This window comes from Cobetia sp. MM1IDA2H-1 (assembly GCF_002916775.2).
Lineage (GTDB): Bacteria > Pseudomonadota > Gammaproteobacteria > Pseudomonadales > Halomonadaceae > Cobetia > Cobetia marina.
Genome location: NZ_CM133225.1, coordinates 1,832,239 through 1,858,561, shown reverse-complemented (window position 1 = coordinate 1,858,561; position 26,323 = coordinate 1,832,239). Strand labels below are relative to the sequence as shown.

The 26,323-nt window shown below is 60.9% G+C and carries 22 protein-coding genes and 1 pseudogene; 10 read left to right on the top strand and 13 right to left on the bottom strand.

Annotated elements, in window-relative coordinates:
* Positions 1-26 precede the first annotated feature (26 nt).
* Complete coding sequence (locus BOH68_RS07950) at positions 27-1,229, bottom strand: thiamine pyrophosphate-dependent dehydrogenase E1 component subunit alpha (RefSeq protein ID WP_077376535.1); 1,203 nt, start codon at positions 1,227-1,229, stop codon at positions 27-29.
* A 768-nt stretch (positions 1,230-1,997) separates the two neighbouring features.
* Between BOH68_RS07950 and BOH68_RS07945 the strand changes: the two genes are divergently transcribed.
* A complete protein-coding gene (locus BOH68_RS07945) occupies positions 1,998-3,245 on the top strand; it encodes a dicarboxylate/amino acid:cation symporter (RefSeq protein WP_077376541.1) in 1,248 nt (415 codons plus the stop codon).
* 169 nt (positions 3,246-3,414) lie between these two features.
* Here the strand turns inward: BOH68_RS07945 and BOH68_RS07940 are convergent, their stop codons facing one another.
* The 3 genes and pseudogenes from BOH68_RS07940 to BOH68_RS07930 all read right to left on the bottom strand — a co-directional run bounded on the left by BOH68_RS07940 (position 3,415) and on the right by BOH68_RS07930 (position 9,920).
* Entirely contained in the window at positions 3,415-5,082 is a 1,668-nt protein-coding gene (locus BOH68_RS07940) for an AMP-binding protein (RefSeq protein ID WP_077376544.1), read from the bottom strand.
* A gap of 652 nt (positions 5,083-5,734) precedes the next feature.
* A pseudogene (locus BOH68_RS07935) lies at positions 5,735-7,378 on the bottom strand (BCCT family transporter).
* A 520-nt stretch (positions 7,379-7,898) separates the two neighbouring features.
* A complete protein-coding gene (locus BOH68_RS07930) occupies positions 7,899-9,920 on the bottom strand; it encodes a BCCT family transporter (RefSeq protein ID WP_077376546.1) in 2,022 nt (673 codons plus the stop codon).
* Positions 9,921-10,187: 267 nt separating this feature from the next.
* Between BOH68_RS07930 and BOH68_RS07925 the strand changes: the two genes are divergently transcribed.
* Entirely contained in the window at positions 10,188-10,715 is a 528-nt protein-coding gene (locus BOH68_RS07925; RefSeq protein WP_077376549.1) for a hypothetical protein, read from the top strand.
* A 140-nt stretch (positions 10,716-10,855) separates the two neighbouring features.
* Here BOH68_RS07925 and smrA read toward each other — a convergent pair whose 3' ends face one another.
* From smrA to BOH68_RS07895, 6 genes are all read right to left on the bottom strand, one after another.
* Entirely contained in the window at positions 10,856-11,497 is a 642-nt protein-coding gene (gene smrA / locus BOH68_RS07920) for a DNA endonuclease SmrA (RefSeq protein WP_308457333.1), read from the bottom strand.
* 206 nt (positions 11,498-11,703) lie between these two features.
* The gene (locus BOH68_RS07915; RefSeq protein WP_205632690.1) at positions 11,704-12,780 is read right to left on the bottom strand and encodes an ABC transporter substrate-binding protein; all 1,077 of its coding nucleotides are present in this window, start codon (positions 12,778-12,780) and stop codon (positions 11,704-11,706) included.
* Between the two features lies 1 nt (position 12,781).
* Positions 12,782-13,564 (bottom strand): spermidine/putrescine ABC transporter permease PotC, encoded by a 783-nt coding sequence (potC, locus tag BOH68_RS07910; protein WP_077376552.1) that lies wholly within the window; start codon positions 13,562-13,564, stop codon positions 12,782-12,784.
* On the bottom strand, positions 13,561-14,442 hold the full coding sequence (gene potB, locus BOH68_RS07905) for a spermidine/putrescine ABC transporter permease PotB (protein ID WP_077376555.1): 882 nt from the start codon (positions 14,440-14,442) through the stop codon (positions 13,561-13,563). The genes potC and potB overlap by 4 nt, the downstream gene beginning before the upstream one ends.
* A complete protein-coding gene (potA, locus tag BOH68_RS07900) occupies positions 14,439-15,566 on the bottom strand; it encodes a spermidine/putrescine ABC transporter ATP-binding protein PotA (protein ID WP_077376558.1) in 1,128 nt (375 codons plus the stop codon). Before potA ends, potB begins: the two co-directional genes overlap by 4 nt.
* A 358-nt stretch (positions 15,567-15,924) precedes the next feature.
* A complete protein-coding gene (locus BOH68_RS07895; RefSeq protein WP_077376561.1) occupies positions 15,925-17,223 on the bottom strand; it encodes a YihY family inner membrane protein in 1,299 nt (432 codons plus the stop codon).
* Between the two features lie 99 nt (positions 17,224-17,322).
* Here BOH68_RS07895 and BOH68_RS07890 point away from each other — a divergent pair, with 99 nt between their 5' ends.
* From BOH68_RS07890 to BOH68_RS07855, 8 genes are all read left to right on the top strand, one after another.
* A complete protein-coding gene (locus BOH68_RS07890) occupies positions 17,323-17,682 on the top strand; it encodes an ArsC/Spx/MgsR family protein (protein ID WP_077376564.1) in 360 nt (119 codons plus the stop codon).
* A 24-nt stretch (positions 17,683-17,706) separates the two neighbouring features.
* Positions 17,707-18,354 (top strand): NAD(P)H:quinone oxidoreductase, encoded by a 648-nt coding sequence (gene wrbA / locus BOH68_RS07885; RefSeq protein WP_077376567.1) that lies wholly within the window; start codon positions 17,707-17,709, stop codon positions 18,352-18,354.
* On the top strand, positions 18,355-18,762 hold the full coding sequence (locus BOH68_RS07880) for a DUF2069 domain-containing protein (protein WP_077376570.1): 408 nt from the start codon (positions 18,355-18,357) through the stop codon (positions 18,760-18,762). It begins immediately after the preceding gene.
* Positions 18,763-19,220: 458 nt separating this feature from the next.
* Positions 19,221-20,033 carry an AzlC family ABC transporter permease gene (locus tag BOH68_RS07875; RefSeq protein ID WP_258038268.1) on the top strand — a complete coding sequence of 271 codons (813 nt, stop codon included), beginning with the start codon at positions 19,221-19,223 and terminating at the stop codon, positions 20,031-20,033.
* The gene (locus tag BOH68_RS07870) at positions 20,030-20,428 is read left to right on the top strand and encodes a branched-chain amino acid transporter permease (RefSeq protein ID WP_077376573.1); all 399 of its coding nucleotides are present in this window, start codon (positions 20,030-20,032) and stop codon (positions 20,426-20,428) included. Before BOH68_RS07875 ends, BOH68_RS07870 begins: the two co-directional genes overlap by 4 nt.
* Before the next feature lie 72 nt (positions 20,429-20,500).
* Entirely contained in the window at positions 20,501-21,151 is a 651-nt protein-coding gene (gene pdxH / locus BOH68_RS07865) for a pyridoxamine 5'-phosphate oxidase (RefSeq protein ID WP_077376576.1), read from the top strand.
* Between the two features lie 313 nt (positions 21,152-21,464).
* Positions 21,465-22,016 (top strand): hypothetical protein, encoded by a 552-nt coding sequence (locus BOH68_RS07860; RefSeq protein WP_077376582.1) that lies wholly within the window; start codon positions 21,465-21,467, stop codon positions 22,014-22,016.
* A 67-nt stretch (positions 22,017-22,083) separates the two neighbouring features.
* A complete protein-coding gene (locus tag BOH68_RS07855; protein ID WP_077376585.1) occupies positions 22,084-22,755 on the top strand; it encodes an RluA family pseudouridine synthase in 672 nt (223 codons plus the stop codon).
* Positions 22,756-22,918: 163 nt separating this feature from the next.
* Here BOH68_RS07855 and BOH68_RS07850 read toward each other — a convergent pair whose 3' ends face one another.
* The 3 genes from BOH68_RS07850 to BOH68_RS07840 all read right to left on the bottom strand — a co-directional run bounded on the left by BOH68_RS07850 (position 22,919) and on the right by BOH68_RS07840 (position 26,131).
* The gene (locus BOH68_RS07850; protein WP_077376588.1) at positions 22,919-23,821 is read right to left on the bottom strand and encodes a glycine betaine ABC transporter substrate-binding protein; all 903 of its coding nucleotides are present in this window, start codon (positions 23,819-23,821) and stop codon (positions 22,919-22,921) included.
* Positions 23,822-24,068: 247 nt separating this feature from the next.
* The gene (locus BOH68_RS07845) at positions 24,069-24,926 is read right to left on the bottom strand and encodes an ABC transporter permease (protein ID WP_077376591.1); all 858 of its coding nucleotides are present in this window, start codon (positions 24,924-24,926) and stop codon (positions 24,069-24,071) included.
* The gene (locus BOH68_RS07840) at positions 24,923-26,131 is read right to left on the bottom strand and encodes a quaternary amine ABC transporter ATP-binding protein (RefSeq protein WP_077376594.1); all 1,209 of its coding nucleotides are present in this window, start codon (positions 26,129-26,131) and stop codon (positions 24,923-24,925) included. The genes BOH68_RS07845 and BOH68_RS07840 overlap by 4 nt, the downstream gene beginning before the upstream one ends.
* Positions 26,132-26,323 lie beyond the last annotated feature (192 nt).

The window sequence follows — 26,323 nt, the reverse complement described above, 5'->3', positions numbered from 1 at the left end:
ACGGGCAGTGGTCGGGGTCGAATCGCTCATGCCGGCTGGCCTCCCTGCTGGCGCTGCTGATGGGCCTTGCGGCTCTGCTCGATCTCATCGGCACTGAACCCCATGCTGCTGGCCCCCTTGGGATAGGCATGCGGATATTTGCGGATATGCTGCTTGAGGTCTTCCATCTGCGCTTCCAGCAAGGGGGGCGGCGTGTCATAGACATCAGTGATCAGGCTCTCCAGCGGAGGCGGAGCCAGTTTCTCGGCGCGCTTCATCGACTCGAGCACCTCTCGGCGCAATTGATCGCCGGTAGCCTTCTCCTCCTCCTCGCTCCACCAGCCCTGGGCCTCAAGCCAGTGTCGCATGCGCAGGATGGGGTCCTTGTCGCGCCAGATGGCCTCTTCCTTCTTGCTGCGATAGCCCGAGGGGTCATCAGAGGAGGAATGCGCGGCCAGGCGATAGGTCATCGCCTCGATCAATACCGGCTGATTCGTCTCGACGGCGATCTTGCGCGCCGCCTGGGTGGCTTCGTAGACGGCAATCACATCGTTGCCATCCACGCGGATGCACTGCATGTGATAACCGAAGGCGCGCGGCGCGATGCCATCTGCGGCGAATTGCTCGCAGGACGGTGTGGAAATCGCGTAGCCATTGTTGCGGCACAGGAAGATGCACGGCACACGATGTACCGAGGCCATGTTGAGGGCCGCGTGGAAATCCCCTTCCGACGCGGCACCCTCTCCGAAGATGGTAATGGTGCATTGCCCCTTGCCCGCCAGCTTCTGACCATAGGCGTAGCCGGTCGCCTGGGGAATCTGGGTCGCCAGCGGTGATGAGATGGTCATGTAGTTCAGATCACGCGAGCCGTAGTGGATCGGCATCTGGCGTCCCTTGCCGTAGTCGCGTTCATTGCCGAACATCTGGTTCATGAATTCGTCACAGCTGAACCCACGCCACGCCAATGCGCCCTGCTCGCGATACTGGGCCATGATCATGTCGTCATCCTGCAGCGCGGCCGCACTGCCGATCACCGTGGCTTCCTCACCCGTGCATTGCATATAAAAGCTCAGACGCCCCTGACGCTGGGCAGCCAGCATGCGCTCATCCAATACCCGGATGAACAGCATGGTGTGATAGATCCTGAGCGCTTTCTCGCGCGTGAAACTGACCTCTTCGCCTCCCTCATGCAGCGAGCCATCCTGGCGCAGACGCTGGAAGAGAGGGATGCAGAGCTCATCACCGGTCATGAAGGCGATGCGATGCAGGACATTCGTGGTTTCAGGCGCCAACTGGTGGGAAGTGGGAAGTGACGTCAACTCGGGATGTGCGGTCGGTTCAGAGCCCGACGCCATCGTGTCAGCCTTCACTGCGTCCGAGGCTGAGGCCCTGGCTGCACTCGCAGACGATGTAGAGGCGGCCGCGGGGGCCTGTTCACGAGTGGCGGGCTCACTGGTGGAGCCATCGCCCTTGCAGGAGCCGGTGGTTCTTGTATGGGACATGCGCATCATCCTCTTTACCGATCAGGTGCCTGAGGCCCCCGCCCGCTCCTTTTGAGAGCGAGCAGGCAGATGGTCTGGCTGAGCCACCCCGGGAATGCAGAGAGAAGCGCTGCGAGGAGGACTCGCGATGCAATACGCTCTCCGGCAATCGCCGATGCGACGTGGTTTCCGTCATGCCTCGTTGCTGTCAGCGTAGTCAAGGTTGTCCAGCCAGCGCTAGAAAGTTGACGTTAACGTAAAAGATAGGTGATTGCAGTGAATAGTACTGCCTGAGCGCTACATCTTTGGTGGAACGATTCGCGGCATGAGCTTATGCAGGATTGGTATGGAAACGCAGAATCCTGCAATGGGACCGCAAAATTACGACTAAAGATGCAAGGGGACCACTCAGGTGGACTGGTAATCTTCCCGCACTAAAACGGTGCCTCAACTTGCGACATCCCCTATCAAGCAGCGCTCGGGTTCTCCTGTGTGCAATGAGCGATCGAGATCGCGACCTCGAATAAGGACAACCACATGAGTAACACTTCACGTCCCAATCTCTGGCGCCGCCTGCCGCTATGGCAGAAGATCCTCGGTGGCCTGGCGCTGGGTATCCTTGCCGGCGCCCTCATGGGTGAGAACGCCAGTGTCTTCAAGCCGCTGGGCGATATCTTCATCAATGCCATCAAGATGCTGATCGTACCTCTGGTATTCAGCACCCTCGTCGTCGGTATCACCTCGATGCGTGACCCCCAGAAGATGGGGCGCATCGGTGGCAAGACCATCGCGCTTTACCTGCTGACCACGGCCTTCGCGATTGCCATCGGCATGCTGGCGTCTGCCATCTTCCAGCCGGGTGCCGGTTTCGAATTCAGCTTCGACAAGGCCATGGAAACCAAGGAAGCACCGTCTCTGGTGCAGATCCTGGTGGATCTGGTGCCCAGCAACCCCATTGATGCGCTTGCCAATGGCAACATCATGCAGATCATCGTCTTCGCCATCGGGATCGGTGTCTCGCTGATCATGATCGGCGACAAGGGCGAACCGGTCGTGCGTGTCTTCGACAGCTTCGCGGAAGTGATGTACAAGCTGACCGAGTTCGTGATGGCCTTCGCCCCGTTCGGGGTCTTCGGCCTGATGGCGCATGTTTCCGGCAACTACGGCATGGATGTGCTGCTGCCGCTGGCCAAGGTCATCGCCGTGGCGTATCTGGCGAGCATCGTGCATGTGCTGGTGGTCTACTCCGGCCTGTTGGCGACACTGGGCAAGCTGAACCCGATGCGCTACCTGCGTGGCATCGTCGATGCGCTGGTCGTGGCGTTCTCCTCGGCCTCAAGCTCCGGCACCCTGCCGATCTCGATTCGCTGTGCCCAGAAGAATCTGGGCGTCTCGGAAGGCGTATCTGGCTTCGTACTGCCGGTAGGCGCCACCATCAACATGGACGGTACCGCCATCTATCAGGGTGTCGTGGCGCTGTTCATCGCGCAGATGACCGGGATCGAGCTGTCGGTGATGGATTACGGCATGATCGTGCTGACCGGTACCCTGGCCTCCATCGGCACGGCGGGCGTTCCCGGTGCCGGGCTGATCATGCTCTCCATCGTGCTCAGCCAGGTAGGTCTGCCGCTGGAAGCGATCGCCGTGATCGCCGGCATCGACCGCATCCTCGACATGGCGCGCACCACCGTCAACGTCGCGGGCGACCTGATGGTCACCACCCTCGTCGGCAAGTCCGAGAAGGAACTGGATCTGGAGATCTACAACGCGCCGCACAAGCAGTGACGCCACCAGAAGTGCTTGCGACGTCTTTCGTCCGATGGCTCAGGTGACATGTCACATAGGACATGCCACTCATGAGACACCCCAGCCGTACGATCAGTGGCTGACACGAAGAAGCCCCGCTCATCGAGCGGGGCTTCTTGTTTCGTCAGGAGTCTCTCGCCTTTTCCTCTCAGACTGTCGCCTCCGGCGGGGAATCGCGCAGCTCACGCCGCAGCACCTTGCCGACATTGGTCTTGGGCAGATCATCGATGAACACCACATGGCGTGGCACCTTGTAACTGGCCAGCTCCTTGCGCGACCACTCTCTCAGCGCATCCGCCTCAAGCTCCGCACCGTCCTTGAGTACCACATACAGCTTGATGGCTTCCCCGCTACGTTCATCAAGAACCGATACCGCAGCGGCCTCCAGGACATCCGGATGCCGCACGATCACGTCCTCGACCTCGTTGGGATAGACGTTGAAGCCGGAGACGATGATCATGTCCTTCTTGCGATCGACGATGCGCATATAGCCATCGTCCTGGAAGACCGCGATGTCACCGGTGCGCAGGAAGCCATCGGCAGTGAAGCTATCCTTGGTCGCCTGCTCACGCTGCCAATATCCCTTCATCACCTGCGGCCCCTTCACGCACAGCTCACCGGGCTCCCCCATCGCGACAAGCTCGCCCTCTTCATCGTAGAGACGCACTTCCGTCGAGGGCATCGGACACCCGATGGTGCCCAGCTGGATGGCGTCCAACGGATTGAACGACACGATCGGCGAGGTCTCGGTCATGCCGTAGCCTTCGGAGATATCACTGCCGGTGACCCGCTTCCACTCTTCTGCCGCCTTGCGCGTCAGCGCCACGCCTCCCGAGGTGGTGATCTTGAGCTTAGAGAAATCCAGTGCCTGGAAGCCGGGATTGTTGCACAGTGCCACGAACAAGGTGTTGAGCCCCACGAACATGGTGAAATCATGCTTTTGCAGCGTCTTCACGAAGCCCGGAATGTCCCGCGGATTGGGAATCAGCAGTGAATGGTTGCCCTCGCTGAGCATGCAGGCCAGATGAATGGTAAAGGCATAGATGTGATAGAGCGGCAGAGGTGCCACCAGCGTCTCATTCCCGGCCGAGAGCCCCTGGGTCAGCGCCATCTTGCCCTGCAGCATGTTGGCCAGCAGGTTGCGATGGGTAAGCATCGCCCCCTTGGCGACGCCTGTGGTGCCTCCGGTGTATTGCAGGACGGCGACATCATCGAGTGCCAGTGTCGGCCGCTCCCAACGCTCGGCCTTGCCCTGCGAGATGGCCTGACGCAGCGGGATGGCATCCGGCAAGCGATAACTCGGCACCAGCTTCTTGACGTGCTTGACCACGGCATTGATCAACAGGCGCTTGAGCGGTGGATGCATGTCGCCCAGTTCGCAGACCAGCACGTACTCAAGGCCGGTACGCTCGCGTACCCGCTCCACCTTGTCGGCCATGTTGGCCAGCACCACCAACGCCCGTGCGCCGGAGTCATTGAACTGATGCTCCATCTCGCGCTCGGTATACAGCGGATTGGTATTGACCAGCACCAGCCCCGCACGAATGACGGCGAAGGCCACCACCGGGAACATCAAGGTATTGGGCAACTGGATGGCGACCCGATCGCCCGGCTTGAGATCGGTCTCGTGCTGGAACCAGTCCGCCAGCTGGCGACTGGAAGTTTCGAGCTCTTCAAAGCTCATGGTGCGGTCCATGCAAGTGAAGGCCGGCCGCTGGGCGTGGGTGCGACAGGCGTTCTCGAACATGTCCATCAGGGAATCAAGGCCGGTGAAGTCCACTTCCCGCGAGGAGCGCAGGCACGACATGCCGCTCATGTCGCCTGTCGTTGGCTGTGCTCTCGAAGCGTCGGGCGAGGCATCTGCCACGTGGGAAGGATCTGTAGTCACGTCGTTAGTGGACTTGCCTGACTCATCGGGTCGAGCCGCTAGGGGATCATGCATGGCGTTGCTCCTTGAACAGTACGTGGGGCGCTCGGCGTCACTGCCCCCGCTACCTTGTTGTTGTAAGACGTTGTTGTAAGACGTTGTTGTAAAACGTTGTTGTAAAACGTCGTCGCGCGACTACGTCGTAAGACATCGTGGTGAGGCGCTGCTGGGGCTCCGTCGGGTGGGTGTCAGCCTGTGGGCCCTTCACTTTCGACAGCATAGCCGCAAACCCATGCTGCGCGCCGTTGGTGGAATCGATGGACCTGCCAGCATTGGAACATACGTACGTTTGATATTGCCTTGCGACCTTGGTGACATGCGCAGGCTGGCTCTGGAGCAGGGAAACAGCCCTGAGCCCAGGGAGGAAACAGCCCTGACCTAAAGCCGGAAAATCGCTGACATGGATGAGCGAGACCTCGCCTTCTCATCTAAACGCAAGAAACAACGAGGCCCCTGCCTAGGGGGCAGAGGCCTCATGTCTTGCACACCGGACGCACACGTAAGGCGCATACGTCTGGCGCGTACGCCAGGAACAGGCAACTCAAGAGAGGTCGCGGACCTCGTTCTCGATCATCTTGCGGATATGCTCTTCGTTCTCGATCATCGATTCGCCGTCCTCGCGCAGCGATTTCAACAACCCGATCATCATGGCGATCAACACGAAGGTGAACGGCAAGGCGCCGGCGATCGAGGCAGCCTGCAGGGACTTGAGCGCTTGATCTCCCCCCAGCAACAGCAGGATCAAGGTCACGGCGCCCAGCATCATGCCCCAGATGATGCGTTGCTGAACCGGAGGACGACGACCGAAGGCCAGCAGACGTCCCAGCACCAGGGTGCCGGAATCCGCAGACGTGACGAAGAAGATGATCACCACGAGCAGCGCCGCCACCTTGGCTATGGTCGCGGCGCTGCCGGGGGTGAGCACCTCGAACGAGTGGTAGAGGGTTCCGGCGTAGTCCCAGTTGGTGACCGCAGCCGTATAGATGCCCATGTCGGCCCCGTACAGGGACTGATAGATGCCCGCCGAGCCGATGACGCCAAACCAGACCAGCGCCACGATGGAGGGGATCACCATCACCCCGAGAATGAATTCACGGATAGTTCGGCCGCGCGAGATGCGGGCAATGAACATGCCGACGAATCCGGCCCAGGCGATCCACCAGCCCCAGTAGAAGATGGTCCAGCCGCCCTGCCAGATGCGCTCGTCCGGCGTGCGCGCCGTCCACAGTGTCATCGAGACGCCATCGGTGAGGTAATCCCCGAGCGCGGTGATGGAGCTCGCGATCAGATAGTTGGCATCGCTCACCAGCAGGAAGTAGGCAAGGATGCCGAGGCATACCCAGGTATTGAAGGTGGAAAGCAGCTTGATGCCACGTGCCACGCCGCTGGTCGCTGACAGAGTGGCGATGGCGCTGATCAGCAGGATGGAGACCACGGTCACCATGCGCGACTTCTCTTCGATGAGGCCCAGTGACATCAGGCCAGAGCCGATCTGCTCGACGCCCAGGCCGAGCGTGGTGGCGATGCCGAAAATGGTGCCGAACACGGTCAGGATGTCGACGGTATGTCCGATGGGCCCGTAGATCCGATTGCCGATCAGCAGATAGAGGGCCGAGCGCATCGAGAGCGGCAAGCCCTTGCGAAAGGCGAAATAGGCCAGTGACAGTCCGACGATGGCATACATGGTCTAGGCGATCGTACCCCAGTGGAAGACGGTGAGCTTGATGCCACCGGCCGCCGCTTCCGCGACGCGGCTGTCAGGCACCGGGAAGCCTTCGTCCCCCGGCATGAGCCCACTCGCCAAGGCTGCCTGCTTGGCCTCGAAGAAGACGGCGACGGCCGCCTTGATGTCAGCACTCAGAAACGGATTGCCCCCGCTCCAGTCACTCGCGAAATGGATCATGGGCTCGGACATCGAGAAGAACAGCATGCCCGCGCCGGTACCGCAGCCGAACAGCATCGAGAACCAGGCAAAATTGCTGAACTCCGGACGTTCATCGTCACGCCCCAGCCGGATCTTGCCGACACGCGAACACATCACGTAAAGACAGACCACGAAGGTCGAGAACATGACCAGCACGTAGTACCAGCCCAGGGTGCTCTCTATCCAGGACTTGATACCCAGAAACTGATCGCTGGCCGTCTTGCCCAACAGAATCGCATAAAGAATGAAAAACACGGTCATGGTGATCGCGGTGATACCGAGCGTCGAGTTGAGTCCCTTCAGGACACCTCGCTGCTCGATCAGTGCATCCAGTTCCTTTCCTTTCAGCATGTTTCTACCTCGTGACGGGTTGTTATTATCGTTGTTCATGACACCGGTATCGTGGTTCATGACAGCGGATACTGGGGCTCAGGGAACCTCAGGCGTCATGGCGACATTGCGGGCAGACCGAGTTCACCTTCGGTCAGTCATGGGCGAGAACCCTGGCAGGAGACACCACCACGGCATGTCATCTGGCCCCCGCCGGTATGCGACTTTGTGGGGAGAATCCATGCTAGAGGGCCCCCGCTCGCGAGAAAAATAAGATCTCGACGTCGTCTGGATAAGCAGAGCTAATGCCTGAACTGAGAAGACGAGGCCTCAGGTCACGGCGTCTCTCGACAGATGCACTATCCAGTCCGGCTCATCCAGACAGACAAAAGCCCCCGCGAGTCAACTCACGGGGGCTTGGGGTCTGACGGTCTCGCGCAGAGACTCGCTATCAGCCGGCAGACTGGGTCAGGCGCAGCTGGTGCAGGTAGTGCATATGGCGCTCGTACTGTTCGAGCAGATCATTGATGACCTGGTCCTTGCTGTAGCCCATCAGATCATAGGACTGGCCGCCCTCCTTGAGGAAGACCTCGGCACGACAGTAATCCTCTTCATCGCCTTCGTCTTCCTGATCCAGATTGAGGTCCGGACGTAGGTGGGAGCGAATGCGCACGCCGTAGATGAAGTCATCTTCCTCGCCATGGCGCGCATTGAAGTAGACGCGATCACGACTGATGGTGACTTCTACCTCCAGCCCCTGACCACGCAGCTCTTCCGCCAGCTCCTGCATGCCCTGCGCGACGGTACCACGCAGGAACCCCCGCACCATGGCGCGCGTCGGGAAGCTCATCAGGTGCTGGGCACGCTTGCGCCAGTTGCCCTTCTCGCCCATCGGGGTCGCCGCTGCCGTGTTGACGGACAGTGAACGCCGCTTGACGGACTCGAGATTGAGCTGGCGCAGCAGCCCGAAGATCGACGCCAGCAGGATCATCCCGAAGGGCAAGGCAGTGGCGATGGTGGCCGTCTGCAGTGCGCCCAGCCCACCGGCCAGCATCAGGACGATCGCCAGAATGCCCACCGCGAAGGCCCAGTAGATACGCTGCCAGGTCGGGGTATCTTCCCGCCCGCCGGAGGCCAGCATGTCGACCACCATCGAGCCGGAATCCGCGGATGTCACGAAGAACACGATGACCATCACCAGCGCGATCACCGAGGTGATGGACGCCAGTGGCAGCTGCTCGAGGAAGGTGAACAGGGCCAGCGAATAGTTGTCGTTGACGGTATCGACCAGCGCCGTGACGTTCTGCTCCATGATCATCGAGATGGCCGTGTTGCCGAAGATGGTCATCCACAGCAGGGTGAAGCCGGCCGGCACGAACAGCACGCCGATCACGAATTCCCGGATGGTGCGACCGCGCGAGACACGCGCGATGAACATGCCGACGAACGGAGACCAGGACATCCACCACCCCCAGTACAGCAGCGTCCAGCCACCGATCCAGTCGTTGGGCTCATAGGCGTAGAGTTCGAAGGTCTTGCCGACGATATCGGCCATGTAGAAACCGGAATTCTGCACGAAGGCCTTGAGCAGGAAGGCGGTCGGCCCGAGCAGCAACACGAACAGCAACAGCACGACGGCAAGCCCGAGATTGACCTCGGACAGGATGCGGATGCCCTTGTCGAGCCCGGTCACCACCGAGATGGTCGCAAGGCCGGTGATCACGACGATGATCGCCACCTGGGTCCAGTCATTGTTGGGCATGCCGGTCAGGTGCGAGAGCCCGGCGTTGACCTGTGCCACGCCGTAGCCCAGCGTGGTGGCAACCCCGCAGACAGTGCCGACGATGGCGAAGATGTCCACCGCATGGCCGATCGGCCCATGGATACGCTCACCAATCAGCGGATACAGCGCGCTGCGCAACGTCAGCGGCAGTTCATGGCGATAACTGAAGTAGGCCAGAATCAGCGCGACGATGGCATAGATGGACCAGGCGTGAAGTCCCCAGTGGAAGAAGGTCAGCTTCATCGCTTCGCGGGCGGTCTCCACCTCTTCAGGGGTTCCGGTCGGCGGATTCAGGAAATGCATCACCGGTTCGGCGACACCGAAGAACATCAGTCCGATGCCCATGCCAGCCGAGAACAACATCGCGAACCAAGTGACGTTGCTGTAGTCCGGCAGCGAGTGATCCGGACCAAGACGAATCTCGCCGTGGCGCGAGAAACCGACGTAGATCACGGAAATGAGAACGATCGCGACACACAGGATATAGAACCAGCTGACGGTATTGGTGATCCAATGCTGGACCGAGTCAAATACCGACATGGCCGTGTCCGAGAACACTGCCGTGAAGATCACCAATAGCAGGATGATGGCGTTGGCGCAGAAGAAGACTGGCGGATTGACCTTGGCAAACAGGCCTGAACGAGACTCCTTGCCGGGCTCTCCGCCACCCGCAGCAGGGGTTGAACGCATGGGCATTTCCTAGTGGGTGTATTGGCGAGACAGCGTGGGCACTTGATGTCCCCTGGCCGCCTCAACGCGCATATCCATAATGAAAAGTCGTCATCAATGGCGGCGCGGATAATACCACTTGATGGCAACACGCCCAACGCCATGGACACGCCATTGCGGGGTATCACGACATCATCAGATATCATTTCTTTGCGGGTTGCTTGCACACTGAACGAGCGCAGCAGGCGCATAATCGGCGTGACGGATTGATGCAGAGGAGTTGAATGCATGAGCAGAAAAGGATCCACGCGCAGCCTCGCGCTGTCACTTGCCCTGTTGACTGCCCTGCCGGCCGCATCGGCAATGGCCGGTCCGGGGCACCCACGTCTGGATGGCCCGGATATCTTCATCGGGCATAGTGGCCCTGGGCCGCTGGTACGCTGGGCCCCGGGCGGCCCCGGCCACGGGCATGGACTGCCGGCAGGCGCTCGCGGCATCTGGGTTGGCGCCACTCTCTACTACCTGGCGGCGGGCACCTATTACCTCTGGGAGGCCAGCCAGCAACAGTACCTGCCGGTCCAGGCCCCTGCTCCGGCGACGCTCTCCGCCCCCGCGGTGGATGTCATCGCCTATCCCTCCAAGGGGCAGAGCCAGGACCAGCAGGCCAGGGATCGCTACGAGTGTCATCGCTGGGCCAATCAGGAAAGTGGCGCGGATGCCAATTCCGCCGCCCCCCCGGTGACCGCCGGCAATGCCGACACCTATCGTCGCGCATTGAGTGCCTGCTTCAGCGGACGCGGCTACAGCGTGCAATGAGTCAGCCGGCGCGAGTCCCCCCTCCGCATGCATGCAAAAAGGCCCGCCACCTCATCGTGGCGGGCCTTTGCTTGCCTGCTCGCAGAAGACCTGAAGGCCTGGTGACGTGAGTTCTGCGTGGTGAGCCCTGAAGCGAAGCGTCAGCCGCGACGCTTCTGGTGACGTTCGCGGTTGTTGTCACGCGCCGCACGGGATTTGCGCAACATCACCAGCGTTGCCCCTAGGCCACCATGACGCTGCGGAGCACTGCTCCAGGCTTGCACCTCCGGCATCTGTTGCAGCCAATGCACCAGGTAGGAGCGAATCAAGGCAGCATGCGATTCGCCATCACGCCCCTTGCCATGGATCACCAGCAGCGAGCGCAATTCACTGCCCCAGGCATCCTGAATGAAGCGATGGACCTCTCGACGACACTCGATCAAGGGCCGACCCATCAGATTGAGCTGTGCCTCAGGGGGGTAGCCGCCCTGACGCAGACGGTCCAGCACGCCCACCTGAATGCCATCACGCCGATACTCGACCGGATCATGCGGCGACAGATGCTCCACGTAACTGTCTGACAACCCATCCAGCTCATTGCCCAGCGCCTTCTGGGCCTCTTCCCGACGGGCCAGCTGTGCTTCGCTCGGTGCCTTGGGCCCCGTGGCCACATCCGCGCGATCCTTGCCACGCGTCAGAGGAGCAACACCTTGCATCTCACGACTGAACAGCGCATCCGCTTCATCAGGGGTGATCTCGCGCGAATGCGCTGCCGACATCATTGCAGGGGAAAAACGTGACATGGCACCCTCCAGTCTTCACCAGGACGTGGCAATCAGGGAGCAGGTCGTCATCAAGACCTGCCAGCGCCCGGGGCGATGGTTGGCCACCCGGGGGCGCAGAGGACGCAAACGACGACGCCCCGAGACAGAGAATGCCTCGGGGCGTCAGCCAAGCTCAAGCGTCCATGCCAAATTCGTGCGTTCACACGTCTGGCGTCATGACAGGATCAGTGACCCGTCTTGAGCTGTTCCCAGTACTTCTGATAGATCGACAGCGCATCGCCGACATCGGTCTGGAACTCGCCACGTGCGAGATCCTGCTGCGTCGGGAAGACCACCGGGTTGTCACGCACCTCGGGGTCCATCATCTCCTTGGCGGCAAGGCTCGGCGTGGTGTAACCCACGTATTCGCTGATCTCCTTGCTGACTTGCGGGCTGATCAGATAATCGATGAACTGATAGGCCGCATCGACGTGACGCGCATTGGACGGGATGGCCATGGTGTCCATCCACAGAATGATGCCTTCCTCGGGATAGACGTAATTCACCGGTACGCCTTCCTCATTGGCCTGGTAGACCTCACCGTTCCAGATCAGACCGGCATCGACCTCGCCCTGCATGAACGGCACTCGCGCCGCATCGGAGTTGAAGGCGCGAACATTGGGCATCAACTCGGTCAGCTTCTCGTACGCCGCCTTGATCTCGTCCGGGTCCGTGGTATTGCCGCTGTAGCCCAGGCTTGCCAGCGCGACATGGAAGACCTCGCGCATGTCATTGGAGAGCAGCAGCTTGTCACGATACTTGTCATCCCACAGATCGTTCCAGCTGGTCAGCGCGCCCTCTTCGACATAGTCCGGGTTGTAACCGATCCCGGCGCTGCCCCACATGTAAGGCACGCTATATTGATTGCCCTTGTCGAAGTCGCGGTCGACCAGGTTGGGATCGAGATCCTTGAAATGGCTGAGCTTGCTGACATCCAGCTTCTGCAGCAGATTCTCGCGCGCCATCTTGTCGATGTAATACGTCGACGGGAAGACGAGATCGTAGCTGTTGTCGCTGTCCAGCAGCTTCAGCTTGGCGTACATCGCTTCGTTGGAATCGAAGGTGGAGTAGATGACATCGATACCGGTCTGTTCTTCAAAGCGCTCGATGACCTCATCGGGCATGTACTCCGTCCAGTTGTAGACGTATAGCACCTTGTCGCTGTCATCCGCGGCCAGAACGGGGGCGGATGTCGCCACGGATGCCAGGCTGACGGCAGCCATCAGGCCAGCGGCGCGCAGCGGGAAACGGGAACCTTGCATGTTATTTTTTCTCCTTGATCAACCACTGGGAAATCACCAGCAGACAGAGTGACAATCCAAGCAGCAGAGTTGCCAGTGCATTCACTTCAGGCTTGAGCCCCAGGCGCACCATGGAATAGATACGCAGCGGCAGAACTTCAAAGGTCGGACCGGTGACGAAGGTCGAGATCACGACATCGTCCAATGACAGGGTAAAACTGAGCAGCCAACCCGAGGCTATCGCCGGCATCAACGCTGGCACCAGCACATGCCAGACGGCTCGTGCTTCGCTGGCCCCCAGATCACGTGCGGCCTCCAGCAATTGCGGATTGATCCCCGACAGGCGCGAATACACCGTGATCACCACGAAGGGCAGACAGAAGGTGGCATGAGAGACCAGCAACGAGAGGTAGCCAAGCTGGATACCCAAGGCGATGAACAGCGCCAGGAACGCGATCGCCATCACGATGTCCGGCATCATCATCACGGTAAACAGCATGCCGTTGAGCAGCGGCTTTCCCCGGAAGCGATAACGGTACAGCGCCGTGGCGGTCAGGGTGCCGATCAGCGTGGCGAGAGTCGCCGCCGTCACGCCCAGCCACAGGGTATTGAGCGCAGCATCCATCAGATTGGCGTTGCCCAGCAGCTTGTCGTACCAGCGCAGACTGAAGCCACCCCAGAGGAATGGATTGCGCGAATCATTGAAGGAAATCCCGATCAACACCAGGATCGGCACGTACAGCAGTGTGAAGATCAGCGTCATGTAGCAACGACTGAACACGCGCAGGGGGCGGCTCAGGCTCATAGTGTCACCTCCCGCTTGAAGAGCTTCACGCTGCGGTAATACGCAAGCAGCAGGAAGGCCATCACCAGTGTCAGCATCACGCTGATGGCCGCCCCGAAGGACCAGTTGTTGGCTTCCAAGAACTGTCCCTTGATGATGTTGCCGATCAAGGGATGACGCGAGCCACCCAGCAGATCCGACACATAGAACATGCCCATCGCCGGCAGGAACACCAGCAGCACGCCAGCGATGATGCCAGGCATGGTCAGCGGCAACACCACATGACGGAAGGTGGCCAGACCATTGGCGCCGAGATCGCGTGCCGCCTCCAGGGTCGGACGGCTGAGCTGCTCGAACACCGCGTAGAGCGGAAGAATCATGAAGGGCAACAGCATGTAGACCAGCCCGATGATCACCGCCTCCTCGGTATACAGAAGCCGCAGGGGAGTATCGATCAGCCCCAGAGTCATCAGCACATCATTGAGCAGCCCACGGGTCGCGATCAGCGTGCGCAGGGCATAGATGCGAATCAGCGAGTTGGTCCAGAACGGGATGATCACCAGCAGCAGCAGCAGCGGCTGCATCCGGGGGCTGGCACGCGAGATCATCCAGGCGAACGGATAGCCGAGCACCAGGCAGATCAGGGTCGTGACCAGTCCGATCCACAGCGAATGGCCAAACACTCCCAGATAGACCGGACTGATCATCTGGCCGTAATTGGTCAGCAAGCCCTGCCAGAGCGTGGCAGGCGAGATGTCGCCACTCAGTAGCTGCCCACTGCCCTCGGGCATCAGGCTGACCAGTACCACCAGCAAGGTGGGCGCCAGTACCAGCACGATCAGCCAGCCCCAGATGATGGTCAGCGTGGCCGTCTTGAAGGGATTGCGCACCACACTCATGCCCCCGCCTCCACGGGGGCATCATCCGGCAGGATGATTTCCCAGTCCGGCACCCAGCTGACCTTGACGCGCTCACCGAGACGATAATCGAAGTCCGGATCATCCTCATCGAAGAACTCGCTGGCCAGCAGCTGCTGACCACTGTCGAGCTCCAGCACCGTATCCAGCGTCATGCCCTTGTAGTTGCGCTCGATGACACGGGCCGCGAAGCCTTCGCTGTCCTCGGCGGACTTGAGTCGCATGTCCTCCGGGCGCAGCAGCACCTGCACTGCCTCGCCACCCAGGTATTCGCGGCCGTGGCTGCTCAGCTCCAGCGACTTTCCCAGCACCTCGACGTGGATGCGCCCCGGCGTTGTGGAAGGCCGCTCGACGCGTGCCGCCAGCTGATTGATCTCGCCGACGAAGCGCGCCACGAACAACGTGCTCGGCGACTCATAGACTTCACGCGGCGTGCCGATCTGCTCGATCCCCCCTTCCCGCATCACGACCACACGATCGGACATGGAGAGCGCTTCCTCCTGATCGTGGGTGACGAAGACGAAGGTGATGCCCAGACGGCGCTGAAGACGCTTCAGTTCATTCTGCATCTGCTTGCGCAGCTTATAGTCCAATGCCGAGAGCGGCTCATCCAGCAACAGGACACGCGGGCGCTTGATGACGGCGCGGGCAATGGCGACACGTTGCTGCTGGCCACCGGAGAGCTGGTCCGGACGACGGTCGGACAGATGCGCCAATTGCACCATTTCCAGCGCTTCACGCACACGCTCGTGGATCTCGGCCTTGGGCACCTTCTCCATGCGCAACCCGAAGGCCACGTTGTCGTAAAGATTCATGTGCGGAAACAGCGCATAACTCTGGAAGACGGTATTGACCGGACGCAGGTGCGCAGGCGTGTGCTGCAATGCCGCGTTCTCGAGCGTGATGGTACCCGCATCAGGGTCCTCGAAGCCTGCGATCAAGCGCAGTACGGTCGTCTTGCCACACCCTGAGGGGCCTAGCAGGGTCACGAACTCACCATCCTTCAAATCCAGATCCAGGCTGTCGAGCACCTTGCGCTCGCCAAACGTCTTGGTGATGGAGCGCAACTTGACCAGTGGGGTCGTCTCAGGAGCAGAGCTATTCATCGGCAGGGGGTCACCTCCAGCGGGAAACGCGCGCGCCTCCCTGATACATGAAATGGCGCGCCGGAAATGATGCGCCACACTGTCGAGTCTTCTTCAGTTCCTGCGCGACCTGCACGCAGAAGGTCCAGCTCAGGATCTTTACCGCTGCGCCACGGCGGTCATGCAAGCCGTTGTCCATGCCGTCATGGCGATGCGCGCGGCAAGAAATCCTGAGCGACGAAACATGAAAAGGCCCGTACCGGAGTCGGGCCTTTTGCATTGCCTGGCAGCTTGCATCCTCCAGCCTCAGGCAGGTCGTGAGGTGCGCATTCTGCCCACTCGAGGGCCTGCTGTCATCTCGCATTCACCCAAGAACAACTCACGTCGCCATGGAGGAGGTGGATGACGGATTCGTCGGAAGGGGGTCGCCGGTGTGGGCAGAGCCAGATTCGACCTCACCGACACTGGGCAGAACCTCCACCAGCCCACAGTCCATGCGTTCCTTCTCGGCCTGACGCGCCTGAGCCAACGCTTCTCGCAACGGCTCCAGACGAGGGTGCGGCGCTTCGCCGGCCTCGCCTGCCGGCAGATCCCAGGGCAGCGCTCGCGCCAGCTCCCAGAGCGTATAGTGATTGAGATCACGTCCCAGCACCCACTGACCATCCTGGGTCTGGCTGGCGATGTTCTCCTCAATCAAGGGCTTGAGTACACGACGATAGCGGCTGCCCAATACCTCGGTCAGGCTGTCATCCGAGAGCGGCTCGCCCCGTTCATGCGCATCCTTGAGCAGCATCACGGCCCCCAGGGTCTGCCAGAACGGTGGCCAGCGATGCCAGTCAGCGTTGGAGCGCTCCCCCATCCAGGCCGCCACTTCCGCCCCCAGCAACACGATGCACCAGGACAGGAAGACCCACAGCAGGAACAGTGGCACTGCCGCAAAGGCACCATAGATGGCCTGATAGGACGGGAACTGCGTGACGTAGAACGAGAACCCGGCCTTGGCCAGTTCCAGTGCCAAAGCTGTCGTCACCGCTCCCACGGCCGCATCGCGCAGGCGCACCTTGCAATTGGGTACCGCGGCGTAGATGAAGGTGAAGGCCACCGCGCTCAACAATGGTGGCAACAGGCGCAGCAATACCGCCTTGCCGCCCAACATCGAGGCCGCTGAATCGAAGAACGACAGCGAAGTCAGATAGGAAGACAGCAGGAAACCGGACCCCAGCATCAGCGGCCCGAGTGTCAGTACCGCCCAGTACATCAGAAAGCTCGACAGCCCCTTGCGCCCTTCCGGTACCTGCCAGATGGCATTGAACGCCCCTTCGATGGTGATCATCATCAACACCGAGGTGACGAACAGAAAGATGAGGCCCACGGAGGTCAGATTGCGAGCCTGGCCCGAGAACTCATTGAGGTACTCAAGCACCGTCTCGCCGGTGGAGGGCAGGAACTGGGCAAAGACGGTGGTCTGCAGTTGCTGCCCGACACCGTCAAAGCTCGGGATGACGGCGAACATCGAGTAGATCACCGTCATCAGAGGCACCACCGCGAACAGGGTGGTATAGGTCAAGGCGGAGGCAGTCTTCTTGCCATCGTGATAGTTGAAACGTGAGACCAGCTTGAGGACGACCCCGATGGCAGGCGTCATCCGCTTGAGTTGTGGCAGTTGTGGCATTCTCATGCGCCCCTCTACAATGCATCCCTGATGTGAAGCTGCCGTCAGGAATCACTGACGGCACAGTCCATTCGCCTTACCGCCTGTCCGGAAACGGAGACAGTCATGCCAATGCTGAAACTCTATCACAACCCGCGCTGCTCCAAGTCACGCGAAACCCTCGCGTTGCTGGAGTCACGCCTGAAAAGCGACGAATTCGAGACCATTCGTTACCTGGACACCCCGTTGAGCCGTGAGCAGCTGAGTGCGCTGGCCGCTCGACTCGAAGGCGGGGCGAAAGCCCTGACGCGAGAGAACGAGAGTGACTGGAAGGCGCTCGCCCTTGAGGGACCCGATGATGCACGACGTCTGGACGCCATCGCTGCCACGCCCAGGTTGATGCAACGCCCGATTCTCGATGACGGAAAGCGCGCCATCATCGGCAGACCACCGCAGGATGTACTCGCCCTGCTCGACGACGCCTGATCCCTTCGTGACCTGAGGACGCCCATGTCAGCTGACACCCATTCCAGTACGTCCCCCGATACGACACCCTATGTGCTCGTGCTTTATTACTCGCGTCACGGTGCGACCCAGACCCTGGCGGAGCAGATCGTCGCTGGCATCGAGTCCATTCCGGGAATCCAGGCCCGCCTGCGCCGTGTCCCCGAAGTCTCGACGACCTGCGAGCAGACCACGCCGGAAATCCCCGACAGCGGTGCCATGTATGCCACCCTCGATGACCTGCGTCAGTGTGCAGGCCTGGCACTTGGCAGCCCGACCCGTTTCGGCAACATGGCCGCTCCGCTGAAGTACTTCCTCGACTCCACCAGCGAGCTGTGGATGAACGGGGCACTGATCGACAAGCCCGCCACCGCCTTCAGTGCCTCAAGCTCACTGCATGGCGGTCAGGAAACCACCTTGATGACCATGCTGGTGCCTCTTCTTCACCACGGCATGGTCTATGCGGGTGTGCCCTACAGTGCCACTGAATTGCTGGAAACCACCCAGGGCGGCACGCCCTATGGCACCACCCATGTCAGCGGCAAGCGCGGTGACAATGACGTGAACGACCATGAGAGACGCCTGGCCGTCGCACAAGGCAAGCGCATTGCGCGTCTGGCCCTCGCCATGCAACCCCTCAGGGAGAACCGATAGATGCGCGCCTGGCTTGAACGAATGGAACGTGAACAGGGCCTCGACACCCTCGAGGCCAAGAGCCGCCGCGGCGTGATCGTGAGCTTCGCGGCCCTGGCCGTCATCCTGCTGGTAGGTGGCATCCAGTTGATGGCCCAGAGTGACAATACCGGCCTGGTGCCGTTGTTGATTCGCCTGCTGCCCATTGCCCTTTTCCTGCCCGCCGTGCTGACTCGTCGCGCCCGCGGCCACGTCTGGCTGGCCTTCGTCAGTCTGCTCTATCTCATGCAGGGCGTGATGCTGGCCAGCGTACCCGGCCATGGGGTGGTCGGCATACTGGAGGCGCTGGCGGCACTTGGCCTGTTCCTCGCCAGCATGGCGTATGCTCGCTTTCGCTCGCGCAATCTGAAGCGTCAGCCTCAGTCGTGATGCGGGCCGGCGCCCCCATGGGGTAAAAGGCCGCCGACGAGGACCTGACAGATAGCGCCCCCTGGGCGCTATCTGTCATCAGGCCTGGCGCTCTGTCTGCACGACCGGCGATTCATTCGATGTTCCTGTCCCTTCGCTCATTTCTGTCCCTGTCCCTGTCTCTTTCCGCTTCCAACTTCCCGCTTCTCTTTTTCCTCTCCCCCTTTCTCCTCGACCTCAGCGCTTATCCCTTGAAGATGGGCGGAGGATTCCAATGACAGATCAGCGCTCGACGGTGGCTTGCTGGGCAATTGGCGCTAGAATCCAGAGGATTGCACTGCAGAGTGCCACCTTGGCCGCATCGCCACACCATCATCGTCACGCTATGCTGATGCGTCTGACCCCCTTCGGGATCGGGTCGTCACGCAGCCTTGCGTGATGCCAATGCCCATTGAGCCGACAGGAACCCCGTACGCCTCATGCCTACGACACCCACCACCGATGGCGTGACACGCACCCTCGACGACGGTGCGCACTCCCTGGAGATGGCCGAGCCTGAATCGATCACCACGGCCAGCGCATGGCGTGAGGCGCTGCGTCAGACGCTACCGGTGATGTTCGGCTATATCCCGCTGGGAGCCGCCTTCGGGGTGCTGTTCACCCAGTTACCCCTGAGCCCCTGGCTGGGACTCTTGATGTCGGTGATCATCCTGGCGGGTGCCGGGCAGTTCCTGGCGGTCGCTCTGCTGGGCGCTGGAGCGGGTGTCACGGAGGTAGCCGTCGCCACCCTGCTGCTCAACTCACGCCACCTGTTCTATGGCCTGTCATTGCTGGAGCGTTTCCGCGAGGCCGGAATCGCCAAGCTCTATCTCATCTTCGGTCTCACCGACGAGACCTACTCGCTGCTATCCAGCCTGCCGCGCAGCGGTGAGCGGGATGACAAGGCCGCCAGGCGCAATGATCAGCGTCTGATGCTGCGCATTACGGCGCTCAACCAGCTGTGGTGGGTATTGGGGACCGCACTGGGACTGGCGGCCGGCCAGCTTACCTTCGACAGCAGCGGCATCGAATTTGCCCTCACCGCCCTGTTCGTCGTGCTCGGCATCGAGCAATGGTACGCACTGCGGGAACGCTGGCCCTTCCTGCTGGGCCTGGTGATCACCCTGTCGGGGCTATGGGTGCTGCCCCATGACCAACTGCTGCTCGGCAGCATCGCCGCGGCAAGTGTCCTTCTGCTCGGCCATTATCTCCATCAACAGCGCTCTCTGAGCGACGGGAGCCGGACACGATGACAACGACCCAGGCACTGCTGCTGATCGGCGTGGCCGCGCTGGCGACCTTCGCGACACGCGTGACCCCCTTCCTGTTTCTCTCACGCCATTCCGCACATCCCTTGATCCTGCACATGGGTCGCTATCTGCCGGCCATCGTGATGGTCGTGCTGATCATCGTGTCCCTGTCTGCCATGTCATTGCCCGGCGACTCCCCCCGTGATCTGCCCTCCACGCTTGCTCGCAGCGAGCTCTGGCGCGACTGGCTGATGCAGGCCGAAGGTGCCGGCATGCTGATATCCGCCGCCTGCGTGGCCGGCCTTCACCTCTGGCGACGCAATGCGCTGCTCTCCATCGCCGTGGGTACCGGCCTTTACATGGCGTGGGTACAGCTCGGCCCCATGGCACAGGCCTGAGGCCCTTGCGATCTGGCGCTCGACGGTACACAGTCCTTACATTACATGAGCAATTCATCAAGGGAGCCCACCATGAATCGCGATATCGCTGACGTGCGCAGAACCTACTCCGGTGATGGCCTGAATCTTGACAACACCCCGGCCGAACCCTTCGAGCAGTTTCAGGAATGGCTGACCAGCGCACTCTCCGCCGATGACAACGATGCCAATGTGATGACGTTGTCCACCGTGGACAGCCAGGGCAAGCCGCACGCGCGCATCGTGCTGCTCAAGGGATACGACGCACAAGGGTTCATCTTCTATACCAACTATCAGAGCCACAAGGGCAGCGAACTGGCCAATGTGCCGCATGCGGCCTTGACGTTCTGGTGGCCTGCCATGGAGCGCCAGGTCCGTATCGAGGGTCGCGTGGAGAAGGTCTCGGACGCCACCTCGGACCACTACTTCGCCTCCCGTCCCAAGGAAAGCCAGCTGGGGGCCTGGGTCTCGCAGCAGAGCGTCGAGATTCCGGATCGCGACTGGCTCAGCGAGAGACAGGGCCGCTTCGAGAAGGTCTATGCCGACAGTGATGTCCCGCGCCCTGAGCACTGGGGTGGCTATCGCGTGGTGCCCGAGATGATCGAATTCTGGCAGGGCCAGCCATCACGCCTGCACGACCGGGTCCGTTATCAGCGTCTGGATACCGAAGACAATGAGTGGCACAAGGTGATGCTCGCACCGTAATTGGCACCTGATCGCCACACGCTCTCGAAGGCTCCGCCATGGCGGGGCCTTTTGCGTGAAGGCGCCTGCGTGCTGATCGAAGCACGCATGCCCCTTACGCCAAGCCCCTCGCGCCATGCCCCTCACATCCAGCCATGCGGCACCCGCGATGCGCGCCCATCGACGCGGCACGCGAGATCAAGCATGACTTGCCCTGCGCCGTGCCAAAACAGACAATGGCCGGCTTTTCGATGCAGGACATGCTCAGGTCGGCGACAGCTGCACGGCTCATGTTCTGCATACACCGTCACATGCTTACAGGAAGGGAGGCCACATGGCCTGGGACGACAGTGCAACACCCAAGGTGGCTCGTCAGACGCTGGTAGATCGCCTGCTGGCAAGCTACACACCTTCCGATCACCATGGCATCTCGCTGGTGGATCACGCCGTGGTCGGCAATGTGCTCTACACCGTGCTGGAGCATCCCCATGGTCATACCTTCATTCGCCAGCATCTGATGCAGGCTCCCCGACAGGGTGACCCCAGCCGCTGGGAATACCATATCCGGGATGAAGGCACGCCAGATATTCCGCTGCAATGCCCGCCGGCACTCCTGGCGCAGTCCACTGCTCCCGGTGAGATTGCCGCCCAGTGGCGAGAGGCGACCCGCGCCGCGCGTGAGGATGTCGCGGCGCGCAAGCGCAAGATCAAGAAGCTCAGAAAAGGCGAGCGCCTTGCGGCACTGGATGGCAGCGAGGTGATCTTCGTGCGGGCTTTCACCGCCAGCCTGTTCATCGGGCGAGCTCCCGACGACACCGAGGAGGAGGAATACGAGTATCACTGGGAAGACATCGATCTGCTGGCCTCCCCGCTGCCTGACGAGTGACGGCGAGCTCGTCACCCGCCTTGCCGACCATCACCGTCGAACCGCCCATCGTCATCTGTGAGATCCCATGCAGCCACAAGCCGACCCGTTCATCGTTCCGCCCTGTCATGAGACCTACAAGGTGCTTTACGCGGATGAGGACATCCTGCTGATCCACAAGCCCAGTGGTCTGCTGAGCCTGTCCGGCAAGCATCCGCTCAATCTGGACTCGCTGCACCATCGGCTGGTCAAGGAATACCCGACCGCCAAGCTGCTGCACCGTCTGGATCTCGGCACATCAGGCATCATGCTGGTGGCACTCAACAAGCCGGCCAACGGCAACCTGACGCGCCAGTTCCAGGCCCGGACCATCGACAAGTCCTACCGCGCGATGCTGCTGGGACACGTCGAGCAGGACAGTGGACGGATCTCGCTGCCGATTGCCAAGGACGTGGATCAGTTCCCGTTGCAGAAGATCTGCCATGAGACAGGCAAGACCGCCATCAGTGACTATCGCGTGCTTGAGCGGCTCGAGGCCCCCAGGCGTACCCGGGTCGAATTCACGCCCGTCTCCGGGCGCACCCACCAGCTGCGCATCCACAGTCAGCAGTTGGGCCACCCCATCCTGGGCTGCGATCTGTATGCCAGTGATGAAGCCTTCTTCATGGCCGAGCGCCTGATGCTGCATGCCGAGATGATCGCCTTCGATCACCCGGTCAGCGGCGAGCGCATGCAAGTCCGCAGCCCCTGCCCCTTTTGAGCGTCGCTGACGTCCCGCATCGGCGAGACGGATGGTGAGACAGATAGACGACCCTGATAGACGAGACGCCCCCGCAGGCAAGCCTGCGGGGGCGTCTCGTCTTGGTCTTACTCACATTGATGGCAGGCCGAGGTGGACTAGACCGCTGCCATCATGATGAAGGTTACTGAGCCGTTGCCGGCAGCCACTCATTGACGATATCCGGATGGCTTTCCACCCACGCCTTGGCCGTCTCGTAGGGGTCTGCATCATCCTCCTGGTTGTTGAGCATCACCTCGCCCATGTCCGCCGGCGTCCAGGCGAAGTTGTCCAGGATCGCGTAGACCTCCGGCATGTCCTCCTTGAGCCCCTTGCGTGCCAGGGTATGGATCTCCTCGGCACCACCATAGACACCCTTCGGATCCTCCAGGTACTTGAGGTCCCAGCGCGCGAACATCCAATGGGGGGTCCAGCCGGTCACCACGATATCCCGCTCGCCCTTGATGGCATTGCTCAGCGCTGCGGTCATGGTCGCGCCGCTACCGGTCGTGAGGTCGATATCCTCGAGATCGTAATCCTCGAGCACCTGCTCGGTGAGTCGGGTCAGGCCGGCGCCTGGCTCGATACCGACGATACGCTCATCAATCTCGTCGGCATGCGAGGTGATGTCCTCGATGGACTCGAGCTTGCTGTACGCCGGGACCACCAGGCCAAGCTTGGTGCCCTCGAGGTTGACTCCCAGGTCCTCGACCTTGGGCCCGACCTTGGCCATGTAGTCTTCATGGGTCGTGGGGAGCCACGCACCGACCATGCCATCAGCATCACCAAAGGCGACCGCCTGGAACATCGCGGCGGCGGACAGCGCCTTGAGCTCGACGTTGTAGCCCTGAGCTTCCAGCACCGCTTTCACGACATTGGTGGAGGCGACCTCGGAGGACCACTCGACATACGCCAGGGTGACATCTCCCTTGTCACCTGCCGCATGAGCCGCGCTGACACCGACCACCGAGGATGACATGGCGGCCCCCAGCAACAGTGCCTTGGCGGTGATGGTCAGATGGCTACGTGAAGTACCTTGCTTATTCATCAACTTCCCCTTTATTTGAATCTACTTATTTCTTAGGGCGAGAATTGCCTGATCGCCGATCAGGTCAGCCTTTCATCAATACAGGACCAGCAGAAAGACTGGCTGCCGCGAATGCCGCATCCCCATGCAACGTGTAAAGAACAGGAGAATGTGTCGCGGTGCAGAAATGTGGGCAAGAAACGCCCTGAAGAGATGGGACAAGCCGGCACGACAGGCGGTGCCGGCTTGTGGGTCGAGGTGAGTCACCTCAGGAGCGTGACTTCTTTTCCTTGCTCAAGGTCTGGGTCAGGCGGTCAAGCAGCATGGCCAGGATCACCACCGCGATACCCGCTTCGAACCCATCTCCGGGACGCAGACGCTGGATCGCCTTCCAGACTTCGTTGCCCAGACCATCGGCGCCGATCATGGCCGCGATGACGACCATCGACAGGGCCAGCATGATGGTCTGGTTGATGCCCGCCATCACCGTCGGCAGCGACAGGGGCAGCTGCAGCTTGAAGAGCTTCTGGCGACGGGTGGACCCGAAGGCATCTGCGGCCTCGATCAGCTCCTTGGGCACCTGACGAATCCCCAGGGTAGTGAAACGGATCGCCGGCGGCATCGAGAAGATGACCGTAGCGAAGATCGCCGAGACCGACCCGATACCGAAGAAGGGAATGGCCGGGATCAGATAGACGAAGGCCGGCATCGTCTGCATGAAATCCAGAACCGGCATGATGACCCGATAGAAGCGATCCGACAGCGCCGCCAGAATGCCCAGGGGGATGGCGATGACCACGGCCACCAGCGTCGCGATGACCACCAGGGTGAGCGATTCGATCATCGGATCCCACAGATCCAGATTCCAGATTAGGCCGAGGCCCAGGATGGAACCGATCGCCAGGCGAGTTCCCGCCAGCCGCCAGCACAACAGCGCGACCATTGCGATCAAGGCCCACTGAGGCATCCACATCAGGGCGTCATTGAGCGCACCGATGCCGGTCTCGGTGAACTTGGAAATGGCGCGGGTCACGCTGGAATAATTGTTGGTCAGGTAATCCAGCCCTGCCTCGATCCAGTCACCCAGCTCTATCTTCGGAATGGTGAAACCTGTCGATTCACTCATGCATGCGCCTCCCCTGCTTCGGCCAGCTCAGCCAGTACGGATCCCTTGACCACGACTCCCATCAAGCGCGATTGCTCATCCACGACTGCCAGCGGGTGGTGATGGCCAGCAAACATCGCGAACAGGTTGTGCAAGGGCTCATCAGGCGAGACCCGACAGCAATCGGAGTGGATCAGACTGGAGAGATCCGTGAGGTTCTCACGCACGGCACGCTCGGCATCTTCTGCCGTCACGATTCCCAGAACGGTACGGTCGCGGCGCACCACGAAGAGACTGTCCAGGCCGTTTTCTCCCATCTTGCGCAATGCCGTACGGGGGCCATCATCGTCTCGCGCGGTGGCACGGACATCCGTCATGGCGGACTGGGCGGTCAGAATCCGCGACATGTCCACGCCTTCGACGAAGCGCGCGACATAATCGTCAGCGGGCTCGGTGAGAATGGTCTCGGGAGTGCCGATCTGGACGATTTCACCATCCTTGAGCAGGATGATGCGATCACCGATGGACAGGGCTTCATCCAGATCGTGGGTGATGAAGATGGTGGTCTTCTTCATCTTGTGCTGCAGCGCCAGCAGCTCCTGCTGCATGTCCTTGCGGATCAACGGATCCAGTGCCGAGAAGGCTTCATCCATCAGCAGGACGGTAGAATCATTGGCCAATGCACGTGCGAGCCCGACACGCTGCTGCATGCCGCCGGAGAGCTGATCGGGGTAGGCATCCTCCCACCCGTCCAGTCCTACCTGCTTGAGTGCATCACGCCCGCGCTGGAAACAGACTTCCTTCGCCTCGCCGCGCACTTCAAGGCCGTACTCGGCATTCTGTTGAACCGTACGATGAGGGAAGAGCGCAAAGTTCTGGAAGACCATCGAGAAGTGCTTGCGACGACAGCGCAGCAGCGATTTCTCATCCAGCTTGGCCACGTCCTGACCGTCGATCAGGATCTCGCCTTCTGTCGGGTCGATCAGACGATTGAGACAACGGATCAAGGTGGACTTCCCGGAGCCGGACAGCCCCATGATGACCAGCAGCTCACCTTCCATCACATCGAAATCGACATTGGACAGGCCCAGTGTCTGGCCGGTCTTTTCCAGAATTTCAGGACGTTTGAGTCCCTGGTCACGCAGAGTGAGCGCCTTGTCAGGCTGGTTACCGAACACCTTGCTCAGGTTGCGCACCCGGATCTTCGCATCGCGAGTGTCAGTCATTGGCTTTCCTGTTGTGAGTGCACAGGGAAGCGTGAACAGGCTTGATCAGTCACACGGCAGGCAACGCGCTTTCACGATGTTGCGCCGCTGAGGGTGGCATAGCGCCAATCAGGCCGTCATGCGGGAGGCACCCGTCATGACACTGCCTGATACTGAGCAGAATGCCACGTCATTCCCTGCGCCAATTTCCAT

Excerpts from the sequence above, each read along its gene's own strand:
- pdxH (WP_077376576.1), top strand. The coding sequence starts at position 20,501 with ATGAATCGCGATATCGCTGACGTGCGCAGAACCTACTCCGGTGATGGC.
- BOH68_RS07880 (WP_077376570.1), top strand. The coding sequence starts at position 18,355 with ATGCGCGCCTGGCTTGAACGAATGGAACGTGAACAGGGCCTCGACACC.
- smrA (WP_308457333.1), bottom strand. The coding sequence starts at position 11,497 with ATGTCACGTTTTTCCCCTGCAATGATGTCGGCAGCGCATTCGCGCGAG.
- BOH68_RS07855 (WP_077376585.1), top strand. The coding sequence starts at position 22,084 with ATGCAGCCACAAGCCGACCCGTTCATCGTTCCGCCCTGTCATGAGACC.
- potC (WP_077376552.1), bottom strand. The coding sequence starts at position 13,564 with ATGAGCCTGAGCCGCCCCCTGCGCGTGTTCAGTCGTTGCTACATGACG.
- BOH68_RS07845 (WP_077376591.1), bottom strand. The coding sequence starts at position 24,926 with ATGAGTGAATCGACAGGTTTCACCATTCCGAAGATAGAGCTGGGTGAC.
- potA (WP_077376558.1), bottom strand. The coding sequence starts at position 15,566 with ATGAATAGCTCTGCTCCTGAGACGACCCCACTGGTCAAGTTGCGCTCC.
- BOH68_RS07870 (WP_077376573.1), top strand. The coding sequence starts at position 20,030 with ATGACAACGACCCAGGCACTGCTGCTGATCGGCGTGGCCGCGCTGGCG.
- BOH68_RS07890 (WP_077376564.1), top strand. The coding sequence starts at position 17,323 with ATGCCAATGCTGAAACTCTATCACAACCCGCGCTGCTCCAAGTCACGC.
- wrbA (WP_077376567.1), top strand. The coding sequence starts at position 17,707 with ATGTCAGCTGACACCCATTCCAGTACGTCCCCCGATACGACACCCTAT.
- potB (WP_077376555.1), bottom strand. The coding sequence starts at position 14,442 with ATGAGTGTGGTGCGCAATCCCTTCAAGACGGCCACGCTGACCATCATC.
- BOH68_RS07850 (WP_077376588.1), bottom strand. The coding sequence starts at position 23,821 with ATGAATAAGCAAGGTACTTCACGTAGCCATCTGACCATCACCGCCAAG.
- BOH68_RS07925 (WP_077376549.1), top strand. The coding sequence starts at position 10,188 with ATGAGCAGAAAAGGATCCACGCGCAGCCTCGCGCTGTCACTTGCCCTG.
- BOH68_RS07840 (WP_077376594.1), bottom strand. The coding sequence starts at position 26,131 with ATGACTGACACTCGCGATGCGAAGATCCGGGTGCGCAACCTGAGCAAG.
- BOH68_RS07860 (WP_077376582.1), top strand. The coding sequence starts at position 21,465 with ATGGCCTGGGACGACAGTGCAACACCCAAGGTGGCTCGTCAGACGCTG.
- BOH68_RS07895 (WP_077376561.1), bottom strand. The coding sequence starts at position 17,223 with ATGAGAATGCCACAACTGCCACAACTCAAGCGGATGACGCCTGCCATC.
- BOH68_RS07945 (WP_077376541.1), top strand. The coding sequence starts at position 1,998 with ATGAGTAACACTTCACGTCCCAATCTCTGGCGCCGCCTGCCGCTATGG.
- BOH68_RS07915 (WP_205632690.1), bottom strand. The coding sequence starts at position 12,780 with ATGCAAGGTTCCCGTTTCCCGCTGCGCGCCGCTGGCCTGATGGCTGCC.
- BOH68_RS07950 (WP_077376535.1), bottom strand. The coding sequence starts at position 1,229 with ATGACCGGTGATGAGCTCTGCATCCCTCTCTTCCAGCGTCTGCGCCAG.
- BOH68_RS07940 (WP_077376544.1), bottom strand. The coding sequence starts at position 5,082 with ATGAGCGGCATGTCGTGCCTGCGCTCCTCGCGGGAAGTGGACTTCACC.
- BOH68_RS07930 (WP_077376546.1), bottom strand. The coding sequence starts at position 9,920 with ATGCGTTCAACCCCTGCTGCGGGTGGCGGAGAGCCCGGCAAGGAGTCT.
- BOH68_RS07875 (WP_258038268.1), top strand. The coding sequence starts at position 19,221 with ATGCCTACGACACCCACCACCGATGGCGTGACACGCACCCTCGACGAC.